The organism is Fontibacillus forbon (assembly GCF_046559655.1).
In the GTDB taxonomy this organism is placed as follows: domain Bacteria; phylum Bacillota; class Bacilli; order Paenibacillales; family Paenibacillaceae; genus Fontibacillus.
The window spans coordinates 159,912-172,130 of sequence record NZ_JBKGFV010000006.1 but is presented as its reverse complement, the minus strand read 5'-3'; the positions used below and the strand labels follow the sequence as shown (position 1 = coordinate 172,130).

Below are 12,219 nucleotides of genomic sequence, written 5' to 3'. Positions count from 1 at the left end.
CCTCGCAGAAGAAATCTGCGGCCGGGTTTTGTTGTTTTTTTACAGGAAGAACGTACCAAGCATGCCTCCCAAGACGCCAATGACAATGACCGAAGCCAATACGAACAGGAGCGTTCTTCTGGAAAATGACCGGGAGACCATAAGCAAGGAAGGCAGGCTGATGGTCGGAAGCGTAAGCAGCAGCGCCGCTGAAGGACCGGTTCCGAGACCCAGGGCGATAAAAGACTGGATAATCGGAATTTCCGCCGCGGTCGGAATGACGAACAGCGTGCCTACGATGGCAAACACGATAATGGCGGCGATCCCGGTTCCCATGGATACGGGGAACAAGGAATGCTGGAATGCGCCGAGCAGCAGGACGGAAATGGCGTAGGCCGGAACGACGTTCAAGATCATCATGCCTAAGCTCTTGAGCCAGCGCACCGCGAAGGAGCCTTGTTCCTCATCGCTGCTCTCCTGCACATCCGGTTCGGGCACAGGCGATGTGTTGTCCTTCTTGTCCGCGAAGCGGTCCGCAAGATAACTGATTCCGAACGTTAAAATTAGTCCGAACACGATCCGAAGCACCGTGAACTTCCAGGACAGCACGAATGCCATAAATATGAGCGTCGCGGGATTCAGCACCGGATTGCCGATCCAGAAGGCGAGGCTTGCCCCGACCGAGACGTTCTTACGGCGCAAGCCGCAGGCGACCGGGGCTGCGCAGCAAGAGCACATCATGCCGGGCAGCGAGGCTGCGCCGCCAAGGAGCGTGCTTTTAAAGCTCGCTTTGCCGAGCACTTTATATAGCCATTTGGAAGGCAGCAGCACCTGTACGAGTGAACCGAGCAGAATGCCTAGCACTGCGGCCTTCCAAACGGATTTAAAATAAGTCGTCGCGTAATCGATGGCCGAGCTCCAGGACGGCAGGCCAGACATCTCGGATCCGAGAATCGAGGAGCCGATCGAATGGCTCGCCGCTGCCTTGAAGGCTTTTTCGTAATAAGGCCACCATTTGACATAACTTAATCCGGCGATGGCAATGATGACGAATAAGATGATAAAGACTATGGTTTTGCCCGTACCAGGGGGCCGTGGATTGAGAGAGTGCGGTTTCGTTGATGTCGACATAGGTTCCTCCACAGTATTGGAATTTAGACACGAATTACAGTATAACACAACGATATTACGGAGTTTGAAGGGATTTGCCTCCCCGGGCACTTTGGAGTACGATTTAGAGTGGAACTTTATCAAATAGGCACTGACTGTCTAGATCTTATATTTGCATACGGAAGGATTGTGATTCATATATGGCAGCATCTGATTCTGTGAAACTGACGTCTTTATCGAGCAAAGGGGGCTGCGGCTGCAAAATCGGTCCTGCGGATTTAATGCAGGTGATCCGAAGTTTGCCGCAATCGGAGCCGAATCCCGATTTGCTTGTAGGCCTGGATACGAGCGACGATGCCGGGGTCTACAAATTAACGGACGACTTGGCTCTCGTTCAGACGGTCGATTTTTTTACGCCGATCGTGGATGACCCGTATTCATTCGGTCAAATTGCGGCAGCCAATGCGATTAGCGATATTTACGCGATGGGCGGCAAGCCGCTGACGGTGCTTAATATCGTAGCTTTTCCGATTTCTACGCTGGATAAAAGCGTGCTGGCCGATATTTTGCGCGGGGCCGCGGATAAAGTAAGGGAAGCGGGAGCGACGCTGGTCGGCGGTCATTCGATCGACGACAAGGAGCCCAAATTCGGGCTGGCGGTGACCGGTCTCGTGCATCCGGGCAAAGTCAGAACGAATGCCGGTGCCAAGCCGGGGGACAAGCTGATCCTGACCAAGCCGATCGGCGTGGGCATTATGACGACATCGATCAAAAAGGATGCGCTGACCCCGGAAGAGACCGAGCGGGTCACGCGCGTCATGTCGACCTTGAATAAAGCGGCGGCGGAAACGATGGAGACCTACGAAGTCCATGCCTGCACGGATGTGACCGGCTTCGGCTTGATGGGCCATGCGCTTGAAATGGCCAAAGGAAGCGGCGCGGGCATCAACATCAAATTCCGCGATGTGCCTGTTCTGCCGCGCGTGCGGGAGTTGGCCGAGCAGGGCTTTGTGCCCGGCGGCACGAAAAACAACTTCGCGCATGTGGAGGCGGACATCGATTTCCCGGCGGAGATGGATCAGATTGATCGCTGGATTCTATGCGATGCGGTAACTTCGGGCGGCCTGCTCATCTCGGTCGATGCCGGACAGGCTGAAAAACTGCATCAAGCGCTTGTGCAAGCCGGCGTCGAAGCCAGCGTGATCGGGGAAGTAACCGGGGGACATCCCGGCCGCATCGTCGTGGAATAGGATTCGTAATCCACAGACGTCTTGTTTTTGACCAACTATAGAAGGAGTTAAACATCATGTTTCAAGATATATCTATTGAGGACTTGGCCGAGCAGAAAAAAGGAAAGCTGGTTCTCATCGATGTCCGCTCCCCTTCCGAGTACGCGCAGTCCACGATTCCGGGCAGTATCAACATTCCGTTGTTTGACGATCAGGAACGGGCGGAAATCGGAACGTTGTATAAGCAAGTCAGCGTAGATGCCGCCCAAGATCGCGGGCTTGAAATCGTATCCGCCAAGCTGCCGGCTTTTATCAGGAAATTTGGCGCCATCCCGGAGAAAAAGGCGGTGTTTTGCTGGCGCGGCGGCATGCGCAGCAGAACGACAGCTACGCTGCTTTCCCTGATGAACATTCACGCCTACCGGTTGTCCGGAGGCTACCGGGCTTACCGCCAGTGGGTCGTCGCAATGCTGGAGAGCCTGTCGTTCGAACCTCCGGCTTATGTCATTCACGGACATACGGGTAACGGCAAGACCGCCCTGCTGCGTAAGTTGAAACAAAAGGGTTATCCGGTTCTTGACCTGGAGGGTATGGCCGGACATCGCGGGTCGGTATTCGGAGAAATCGGACTTCGCTCCCATAACCAGAAAACCTTCGATTCTCTGCTGCTGGAAGAACTGCTCCAGCTACAACACCGGAATGCTCCTTACCTGCTCATGGAGGCGGAGAGCAAGCGGATCGGGAAGGTCGTTATTCCGGAATTGGTTATGACTAAAAAGGATCAGGGCTTTCATATCCGGGTGGAACTTCCGATGGAAGCGCGCGTGCAGACGATTCTGGAAGACTACCAGCCATGGGACGATCCGGAAGCTTGCATGAAGGCCTTCATGAAAATCGAGTCCCGCATCCACAGGCCGATCGCCGCGGAAATCGGGGAGTGCCTGAAGGACGGAAAGTATGAACGGGCTGTTGAACTGCTGCTCCTCTATTATTACGATCCCCGTTATACCTTTACTGAGGAACAGTACGAAGGAGCCGAGTTTACTACAATCCGTGCCGATTCGGTCGATGAAGCGGTCCTTGCTGTTGAGGAGTTGCTCGGAAGAACGGCGGGACAAACTGCAAATTGAGGGTGGCTTGGAGGGAGACCGTTCGCCGATCGTTTGGCGGACGGTCTCTTTTTTATGGTGTGAAGGGTAATTCTGGATATTTTGCGTAAAACGCCTTAGAATGGAGAGAAGTATCCAGGGAGAGAGGTTGGGGTAGTGTTGAATAAGAAAAGAGCTAGAGCAAGTAGATTTAAACAGATATCGAAATTTACCTGTACCGGGTTGGTAGCGATTTCAGTATTGCTTCCTGCAAGTCTGGCCGGGGCTGAGTCAGGTACGGCGACTGAGAGCGTTTCGGTAGAATCGGGCACGGATAGTGCATCAGGCAACACCTCATCGTATGACTACTTGCCGATCGAGACCCGATTGAAGATTGCCGCCGGTGAAATTCCGATGCCGGGAACATCATCGCCGGATCCGTCCCTAGCCAAATTTACGAAGGAGCAGGCCGTCGCGAAAGTGAAGGAATTGTTCCCGGAATTGAAGGATGCTGTCGCCCAAAACGTCGTGCTGGGGATAACGAATGTGTATCCGCCCCCAACCAATCAAATGGTTTGGAACATCGACTGGCAATTTCAGACGGGAAATACGGGATACGGTTTTAGTTCCCAGGTTGATGCCATGACCGGAGATCTGATTAATATCTATTTAAGTAGTGCACAAGAAGCCTCTAACGAGAATTATTATCCTCCAAAGCTGACCCAAGAGCAGGCGCTGGAAACGGCCAAGTCTTTTATTGTTAAGGCGGCTCCTTCTATAAAGCTTCAGGATCTGAAACAGGAGGGGATCTCTTCTTGGAATCCAACCGAGACCGCTTTGTTCGGACCGGTTCAATACAGCTTTAATTTTGGCGTGCTCAAGAACGGGATTCCATCACCCGAATACGTCGCAATTACGCTTAACGGCAACGGAAACCTGATTCATTTCTCCAAATCTTATGAGCGATTGAATTATCCGGCGAAGTCGGCAGCCATTTCCCAGGCCGATGCGGAGCAAACCTTCGGAAGCGGACTGGATGTTGAACTAAGGTATGTTGAGATACACAAAGAAGATAAAACTAATGAATATATATTAGCTTGGAGTCCGGCAGATTACGCCACTTACCCGATCGATGCAACAACCGGGAAGCGGTTTAGTTATCAAGGGGAAGAAGTGACTACAACTCCTCCTGTCTATTCGGAAGTAACGGCAACCAAGAAACAATTTGCGCCCCGGACATCCAAGACGGAACTGACCGCCGACGAGGCAGCGAAATTGGTGGAACAAGCTTTTACGATTCCAAAGGGGCGAACTTTATCCTCGTATCCGTCGCTTAATTCGGATTACGCCGATCCCGCGCGGAAAGTATGGAGATTGACCTGGGGAGACCAGCAGGGAAAACCGTATGTTCCAGGATTCCCGTCCCAATCGAGTGCTGAAGTTGATGCCCTGACGGGACAAATTCTTGAGTTTCGCATGGAGGAGTTTGCCGATCAAGGTAAGGAAGTATCAGCCCCTCCAGCCGGGTCCGTGAAGTTGAGTCAAGCAGCAGCCAAGCAAAAAGCGATCGAACTCGTAAATGCTCTGGCTCCGAACGTAAGCAAGGATTACAAATTGGTGGAGCAGAACAATGCCAATCCGGATAAGACGGGATACGGTTTTAATTTCACCCGATTTGTCCAAGGCATTCCGGTGAATGGCGGCGGAATTTCGCTATCCTTCGATTTGTATGGCAATCTGGAATATTACAGCTTTGGCCGGGCGCCGGGACTCGATAAAATTACCGGACCATCGGTCGCAAAAGTGGCGAAGGAAGAAGCGCTGAAGACATACCGGGATCTGTACATCATGAAACTGCAGTATATCAGTACCGGCGGACATATCATGGATAACAAATATATTGAACAGAAAACCTGGCTGGCTTATTCTCCGGAAGTCAAGGATCGCGATAAACCGTATCAAGTTCTCGATGCCGTTTCAGGGCAATGGGTGACGGTATATGACAATATCAGGTACGGGAACGGGAATTCCACCGGATCCCTGCCTGCCGATTTGAAAGGCCATTGGGCCGAGCAAGATCTCGCAACCCTGGTACAGTATCGTGTAATTACGCCTGATGAAAGCGGCAACGTGAAGCCTAACCAAGAAATTACGGTTGGCGAATGGCTTGGCATGATGGCTCAAGCCGTAACTCCTTATTACAAGGACTATGCCGGTTATTACGGAATGGCTGAACGGAAGGCGATAGCGGGAGTATCGGTGGATAGCCCGTATTATGATGCGGTAAGCTATGCTGCCGAACGAAAATGGATTGACCGGGACGCCGTTCTGAAGGTTGACTCCAAACTGACGAGAGAGCAACTTGCCGTCAGCCTGGCATCGATTGTCAAGTATAGCAAAATGGCATCATTTCTGAACGGGGATGAAAGCTTAAACCAATTCGGCGACAAGTCGTCGATCGTCAGCAAGGGCGAAGTGGCCCTCGCCATGAAACTTGGGTTGCTGGAAGGCCAAAACGGCAAATTCAATCCGCAAGGTGCCGTGACGAAAGCGGATGCGGCAACGGTAATCATGCAGCTCGTTAAGCTGCAAGGCAAAACGGATCAGGCAATCGCCCAATAGTCATCTATTCGGCGATGGGGCTGTCCCGGAAGCAGATTCTACTGCGCCGGGCAGCCTCTTTTGCATTTGAGGGGCGTTGAACGTTTAGGTCAGCGAGTACGGCTATGTTGAGTTAGCAGCGCTTTGCTAGCACAGGTTCGGCATGAATCGGTAGGCTACTGCACGTTGGGCTAACATGGGCCCGGCGTGAAGCGGTAGGCTACTGCACGTTGGGCTAACATGGGCCCGGCTGAAGCGGTAGGCTACTGCACGTTGGGCTAACATGGGCCCGGCATGAAGCGGTAGGCTACTGCACGTTGAGCTAACATGGGCCCGGCATGAAACGGTAGGCTACTGCACGTTGGGCTAACATGGGCCCGGCATGAAGCGGTAGGCTACTGCACGTTGAGCTAACATGGGCCCGGCAAACTGAGCTACTACCAGTCTGGCTCATTGAGCTGGTACGGGCCCGGCAAACTGAGCTGCTACTATATGGCCCATTGAAGCTGATGCGAGGTTGGCAGATTGAACTAGCGAGGGTTCGAGATAGATGTAAGCTAGAGGGCGGTCTCGCATGCGGACTAGCTCGGCTAGTGCAGCGCCATCGGAATGGTTCGTTGGAAAAATTCCAACGAATCCATCTATGGCTGGCTGATTCTTAGGCTTGATTGGATGATTTCCAATCAAAACCTCATAGTTCGCGCCGAGTCGGGCAATTCCGGGCCATTTCATTGGATTTTCTCCAATGAAGGGGCAGGCTGCAGCGGATCAGAAGATGTTTGTTGGAAAATATCCAACGAAGGGCGCGAAAGGGGCGAGGGGGCGAGGAGTGCGAAGGCGCGAAGGGGTCGAGAGTGCAAAGGCGCGAAGGGGGCGAGGAGTGCAAAGGCGCGAAGGGGGCGAGGAGTGCGAGGAGTGCGAATGGTGCGAAGCTATTCCCTCCCGGGTTTATCATTTATCATAGCCGCCTCCCTTTGGAATTGGTAAAAATATACTCAAGAAACAGGATAGAATATGGGGAGCGGGATTCATATGGGTTCGATGAGCCGGGAGAAAGCGCGGAACTACGACAAATACCGGCTGCCGTATGCCGCTGAAGCGGCGGCGTTTGCGGTGGAGTTTGCCATGAAATGTGCGGGAGGAAAAGGGATTGCGGTAGCCGATCTTGGAGCGGGCACCGGATTGCTGACCAAGCATTTCATAGGTAAGGCTGAAACGATTTATGCGATTGAGCCGGAACCGGAAATGCGGAATGTGGCGGTGGAGGCCTTGGGGGACGCACCAGGCGTAAAGTTTATGGACGGCACGGCTGAACATAGTAATTTGCCGGATGGCTCGGTGGATCTCATCGTGGCCGCGAATGCGTATCACCGCTTCCAGCCGGAGAGAACGATTGCGGAGTTCGCCAGAATACTGAAGCCTGACGGAGTGCTGGCCTTCTTTTCATATGGAGAAGACGACAACTTTCTCAGGGATACGATGCAGGTCGCGAACCTGAAACCCTATCAGGAACGGCTGGCCGAGACGAGGCACCAAACGCCTTTAGGCTATTTTTTCGGCAAGAGCTTGCCGGCGAAGCATTTGTTCCGGCAGGAGCATCGGGAGAACTGGGATGAATACTGGGGTGCGGTAGCGTCAGGCATGGAGTCGCCGGGCGGCAACGAGGACTGGTTCTCCGAATTCCGCGAAGCGCATCTGGAGCGGTTTAGGCGCCTCGCGAAAAACGGAAACCTCACGGTAGCCTACAGTACCGAGGTTTGGATCGGACAGCCGGATTACAAGTTGTAGTTGTTTATACGGTTGGCTTCTATCCTTCCCGCTCGCTTTTTCCGAGCAGCGGAATCAGGAGGAGAAATCCGCCAAGGAAGCTGAGTCCGGCAATTCCATAGAGCGCTTCAAGCGGGAGCACGCTTTTTAAAACGCCGGACAAGCTCATCATGAGCAGCATCGATCCGGTCATGAGCGGCGTCCGGATCCCGGTTACCCTGCCGATATAAGCAGGCTCTGTCTGCTGCATGACCAGCGTCTGGTTTCCGATGAAGATTGCGGGCTGCAGCAGAGCTACAAACATCTGCGCCGCCATAGTCAGCCAGAGCATGGATGACAGGCCGGTTAGGGCAATGCCTGCCGCATTGGAGATTAAGCCGACGACAAGCATGGTCTTCGGCGGAAATTTGGACGCAAGGCTGAAGGCGGCGATTCCCCCGACGATTTCGCCCACGCCATAAGGAATGTTAAGCCATTGCAGATCCTGGGCCGGCAGCCCAAGCCGTTCCGTAACGATGAAGATGCCTAGCGGGGAAATGAGACCGACGCCAAGGCCGACCACGGCAAAGCATAGGGACAGCAAGAGCAGATTCCGGTTTTTGAACACATAGCCAAGTCCATTGGCCATTTCAAGGAGAATGGAGGAACTGCCATCCAATTTCTTCGTTGCCCCCTCAACGGCTTGCTCATGCTCATCGGGCGGAATCCGAAACAAAGCTGCTGCCGACAGGAGGAAAGCCGCGCTGACACCAAGCAGGGACACATCAATCCCGAACTGCTGATAAACCCACGTTCCGAGCACGGGCCCGGCAATCATGAACACGGAGAACAAGGTTTGCAGCAGGGACATGCAGTACGGCGCTTGTTCTTCAGACAGATGCTGCTTGAACAATTTCATGCCGGCAGGTTGGGCGAACTGCGATAAAATAGAGGAACACAGGACGCTGAGCAGAACGGCTGGCCAGGATCCGGTTTTGAGCATAAAGAAGACGACCAGGATCGATAGCGAGCTTAGAACGTCGCACCAGACCATCGTTTTTTTGGGCCGCCAACGGTCCGCAAACACGCCGCCGATAAATGAAAAAATAAAAATTGGAGCATATTCGGCAACGGAAATCAGCGATACCGCCTTAGCGTCGCCTTCCGTCACTTCCATAACGTAGAGAAGCACGGCGAAATTGCGGACCCAGATTCCGAGCTGGGAGAACAGACTGGAAATGAAGACGGCGCGGACATAGCGGCTACGAAAAAGGGACATGGGGTTGGTTCTCATACTTATAACCTCCTCGGTGATTTCAATCCGGACTCAGCGTAAGCCCTGACCTGAGAGGAGGGTCAAGCACAAAAATGAATTTATTTTATTGTTTGACTCTTACCTTAGGGGAGGGATTAGGCTTGGAAGCGAAAGGAGTGACAGAAAATGCTGTTTACTGTAAAAGAAGTGGCTTCCATCGCCAACGTGACTGTCAAAACGCTGCATCATTATCATAAGGTAGGTCTGCTTATACCTGCTCATATCAATGAATCGGGATACCGTTTGTACGGAAACGAGGAGTTGGAGCGGCTTCAAGAAATTATGTTCTACCGGGAACTGGATTTCCCGTTGGAGCAGATCAAGCAGTTGCTTGCCGAGAATCCGGAGCGGTTGGCTATTTTATCGCAGCAGAAAGAACTGCTTGGCCGCCAGAAACAAAGGCTGGAGCATATTTTATTAACCTTGGAAAAATCTATAGTCTTCAAGGAAAGAGGAAAAGCCATGGATCGGCGCGAAATGTTCAGAGGGTTTGCCAGCGAAGAAGAATGGGTGGATGCGCTGCAAGAGCAGAATCGGCATTTGCAGGAAACCTATAATATGGACCTCCTCGGCGAGGAGCCTCTGGATGTGCCTGCGCTGAACGAACAGGCCGTGGAAGCCGCACAATTTATGGCTGAGATGGCCAGCAGCTTAAGAGGCGGACTCAAATATGACGATCAGAGCGTGCAACAGCATATTTTGGAACACCTACAGTTTCTGAAAAAGCACGGCCATCCCGCATTGGTTTCCGAGTTTGCGCTCCAGACCTCTTTTTTTCTGGAGGATGATTTCCACCGGAGCATGCTGGAGGGGCAGCAAACCGGGCTGGCCTACTATTTGAAAGCTGCAGCGGAGGCGTTGGCCAAGTCAGGAGAATAGGGGAAGATGAACATGTCAAATGAACGCGTCGTTTGGAATACCCGGCAAAAGGAATTGAAGGCGATCATCGTCAAGCCGGAGCATCACGAATCGGCCATTGAAGGGATACTCGCCCAGCATGCGGCAGTACATTCGGCGCAAATCGCCGGTTCGGATGTCTGGTCTTTCGAGGATGAAGTGCTGGATGATATGAGCGAAGAGAACTATCGCAGGGTACCGAAGCCGGGCGTGAATTCGATCGCCTGGCATATTTACCATTCCACCCGGATCGAGGATATTACGCTCAACACGCTGGTGGCGGACCGGCCGCAGATTTTTGACGAACTGGATTGGTCCGGCAGAATGGGAATCCGGTATCGCGATACGGGCAACGGAATGAATGACGATGAATTGCGGGAGCTTAGCGCTTCCGTTCATATCCCGTCTCTCCGGGATTACCGGAATGCGGTGGGGCTTCGAACCCGGGAAATCGTCATGGCGTTGGCTCCAGGCGAATTGAAACAGAAGATAGATCATTCTCGGGTCGCTTTGATCAAAAGCAACAAGGATGTCCGGGAAGAAGGAGAATGGCTGCTGGATTACTGGGGCGGCCTGACCAAAGCGGGAATCATCCTGATGCCGGCTACCCGGCATCTCCTCGTTCATCTCAACAAAGCGCAGCGATTAAAAAAATAAGGTGTTCACTATCTTGCTGTTTCAATCGAAAAGCCGTACAACCCGCTATCGGATAAGCTATAGTAGGTGTACGGCTTCTGTCGTCTTTGCGGGCAAATCCGCTGAAACAAAGATACGTAGGAGGAATCGGCATGTGCGCCGTGGCAACCAAGACTTTTGATTATGGACAAAAGGAATTAGAAGGCCTGTCGGCCGTGGATCCCGTGTTGGGGGATTACATATCCCGACGGGGCAGAGTGGAGCGGGTGATTATCCCGGAGCTGTTTCCTGCGCTCGTTCACGCGATCGTCGGCCAGCTCATTTCCGTGAAAGCCGTGCAAACCATATGGAACCGCATGCAGGCTGCTTTCGGGGATATAATGCCGGAACGTTTGGCGGCAGCCTCGGCCGATGACATCCAACGCTGCGGCATGACGATGAAAAAAGCACTCTGTATCCACCGCATCGCCACGCAAGTCGCTTCGGGCGAATTCGACCTGGAGGGCCTTCGGGATTTGCCGAATGCGGAAGTCACCGCCAGGATGACGGCGTTACCCGGCATCGGCGTTTGGACGGCCGAAATGCTGCTCATGAACTGCCTGGAGCGGCCGGATATCCTTAGCTGGGGCGATATAGCGATCCGTCGCGGCATCATGAATCTGTACGGGCTTCCGGCCCTCACGAAAGAGCAGTTTGAACAATACCGTCTCCGATATTCGCCTTACGGTTCGGTCGCCTCCATTTATTTGTGGGAAATCTCGTTCAAGCAAGCCAATGGGGACGGGGCGGATACGCCAAACTAAGCCGCAGAAGGGTCAGTCCGGCGCCCGCCTAGAATTCGGCGAAGAGATCCTCAGTCGAAACGTATAAGCCCTTAAACCACCCTGACTCCACGTCGGGGTCTTTGGCTTTCGAATAATAAGTGATGTCCGCGATTTCGCCGTCCTCGAAAACGTAAACCGCTATTTGTTCCTTCATCGGATCGACGATCCAGTATTCCTTGACCCCGCATGCTCGGTATAAGTCGAGCTTGCGGATCAAATCTTTGCTCCGCGTGGATGGGGACAACACCTCTACCGCCAAAGTCGGCGTGCCCGTATATTTGCCTTTTGCATCGACTCGGTCCTTGTCGCAAATGACCACCACATCCGGCTGGACGACGCAAATATTATCTTCTTCCTTTTCCAGTGTGATATCGAAAGGGGAGGGTAGCGAGGTGCAGGGTTTTCCTTTTAACCAATTGTGAAACGCAACAAGTATCTCTTGTACGGCATGTTGGTGTTTAAACGAAGGCGAGGCAAGGTTATACACAAAGCCGTCAATCAGCTCTAAACGCTGTTCCGACGTTTCCGTCATCTCAAGGAATTCTTCGTAGGTCACAGTGCCGCGGCTTAATTCATATTTCATTGCCTCTTCTCTATGGAGTGTTGGATCACCTTCGGAAAGAGCGGCCAATTTAGCCACATCCTTGCCATTCCTTGTTACGATAATCTCTTCGTTCGCCTCCGCAAACTTTAAATATTTTCCGAAATTGTTCTGCATATCGGTGGAAGAAACCCGCATAAGTCTCACCTCAAAATTAGCTATTTTCCTTTATTTTAGCTAATTATTTGGTGGG

At 52.7% G+C, this 12,219-nt stretch carries 10 protein-coding genes; 7 read left to right on the top strand and 3 right to left on the bottom strand.

All coding sequences use genetic code 11. The features are described 5' to 3' along the window. Positions 1 to 39: 39 nt before the first annotated feature. Positions 40 to 1,110, bottom strand: coding sequence for a permease (locus ACLB09_RS21955; protein WP_410771986.1), 1,071 nt, complete (start codon positions 1,108 to 1,110; stop codon positions 40 to 42). A gap of 179 nt (positions 1,111 to 1,289) precedes the next feature. Between ACLB09_RS21955 and selD the strand changes: the two genes are divergently transcribed. From selD to ACLB09_RS21935, 4 genes are all read left to right on the top strand, one after another. After that, positions 1,290 to 2,339 (top strand): selenide, water dikinase SelD, encoded by a 1,050-nt coding sequence (gene selD, locus ACLB09_RS21950; protein ID WP_410771985.1) that lies wholly within the window; start codon positions 1,290 to 1,292, stop codon positions 2,337 to 2,339. Positions 2,340 to 2,395: 56 nt separating this feature from the next. After that, positions 2,396 to 3,448 carry a tRNA 2-selenouridine(34) synthase MnmH gene (gene mnmH, locus ACLB09_RS21945; RefSeq protein WP_410771984.1) on the top strand — a complete coding sequence of 351 codons (1,053 nt, stop codon included), beginning with the start codon at positions 2,396 to 2,398 and terminating at the stop codon, positions 3,446 to 3,448. A 138-nt stretch (positions 3,449 to 3,586) separates the two neighbouring features. Continuing rightward, positions 3,587 to 6,028, top strand: coding sequence for a YcdB/YcdC domain-containing protein (locus ACLB09_RS21940; RefSeq protein WP_410771983.1), 2,442 nt, complete (start codon positions 3,587 to 3,589; stop codon positions 6,026 to 6,028). Positions 6,029 to 7,039: 1,011 nt separating this feature from the next. Beyond that, positions 7,040 to 7,795 (top strand): class I SAM-dependent methyltransferase, encoded by a 756-nt coding sequence (locus ACLB09_RS21935; RefSeq protein WP_410771982.1) that lies wholly within the window; start codon positions 7,040 to 7,042, stop codon positions 7,793 to 7,795. Between the two features lie 19 nt (positions 7,796 to 7,814). Here the strand turns inward: ACLB09_RS21935 and ACLB09_RS21930 are convergent, their stop codons facing one another. After that, the gene (locus ACLB09_RS21930; RefSeq protein WP_410771981.1) at positions 7,815 to 9,047 is read right to left on the bottom strand and encodes an MFS transporter; all 1,233 of its coding nucleotides are present in this window, start codon (positions 9,045 to 9,047) and stop codon (positions 7,815 to 7,817) included. A gap of 147 nt (positions 9,048 to 9,194) precedes the next feature. Here ACLB09_RS21930 and ACLB09_RS21925 point away from each other — a divergent pair, with 147 nt between their 5' ends. From ACLB09_RS21925 to ACLB09_RS21915, 3 genes are all read left to right on the top strand, one after another. Further along, positions 9,195 to 9,947: a MerR family transcriptional regulator gene (locus tag ACLB09_RS21925; RefSeq protein ID WP_410771980.1), complete on the top strand. Its 753-nt coding sequence runs from the start codon at positions 9,195 to 9,197 to the stop codon at positions 9,945 to 9,947. 6 nt (positions 9,948 to 9,953) lie between these two features. Continuing rightward, a complete protein-coding gene (locus tag ACLB09_RS21920) occupies positions 9,954 to 10,622 on the top strand; it encodes a DinB family protein (protein WP_410771979.1) in 669 nt (222 codons plus the stop codon). A 131-nt stretch (positions 10,623 to 10,753) separates the two neighbouring features. Further along, on the top strand, positions 10,754 to 11,404 hold the full coding sequence (locus ACLB09_RS21915; protein WP_410771978.1) for a DNA-3-methyladenine glycosylase family protein: 651 nt from the start codon (positions 10,754 to 10,756) through the stop codon (positions 11,402 to 11,404). 28 nt (positions 11,405 to 11,432) lie between these two features. Here ACLB09_RS21915 and ACLB09_RS21910 read toward each other — a convergent pair whose 3' ends face one another. After that, positions 11,433 to 12,164 carry a type II toxin-antitoxin system prevent-host-death family antitoxin gene (locus ACLB09_RS21910; RefSeq protein WP_410771977.1) on the bottom strand — a complete coding sequence of 244 codons (732 nt, stop codon included), beginning with the start codon at positions 12,162 to 12,164 and terminating at the stop codon, positions 11,433 to 11,435. Positions 12,165 to 12,219 lie beyond the last annotated feature (55 nt).

Bases quoted from the DNA above. Each gene is read 5' to 3' on its own strand.
- ACLB09_RS21955 (WP_410771986.1), bottom strand. From the start codon at position 1,110: ATGTCGACATCAACGAAACCGCACTCTCTCAATCCACGGCCCCCTGGT.
- selD (WP_410771985.1), top strand. From the start codon at position 1,290: ATGGCAGCATCTGATTCTGTGAAACTGACGTCTTTATCGAGCAAAGGG.
- mnmH (WP_410771984.1), top strand. From the start codon at position 2,396: ATGTTTCAAGATATATCTATTGAGGACTTGGCCGAGCAGAAAAAAGGA.
- ACLB09_RS21935 (WP_410771982.1), top strand. From the start codon at position 7,040: ATGGGTTCGATGAGCCGGGAGAAAGCGCGGAACTACGACAAATACCGG.
- ACLB09_RS21930 (WP_410771981.1), bottom strand. From the start codon at position 9,047: ATGAGAACCAACCCCATGTCCCTTTTTCGTAGCCGCTATGTCCGCGCC.
- ACLB09_RS21925 (WP_410771980.1), top strand. From the start codon at position 9,195: ATGCTGTTTACTGTAAAAGAAGTGGCTTCCATCGCCAACGTGACTGTC.
- ACLB09_RS21920 (WP_410771979.1), top strand. From the start codon at position 9,954: ATGAACATGTCAAATGAACGCGTCGTTTGGAATACCCGGCAAAAGGAA.
- ACLB09_RS21915 (WP_410771978.1), top strand. From the start codon at position 10,754: ATGTGCGCCGTGGCAACCAAGACTTTTGATTATGGACAAAAGGAATTA.
- ACLB09_RS21910 (WP_410771977.1), bottom strand. From the start codon at position 12,164: ATGCGGGTTTCTTCCACCGATATGCAGAACAATTTCGGAAAATATTTA.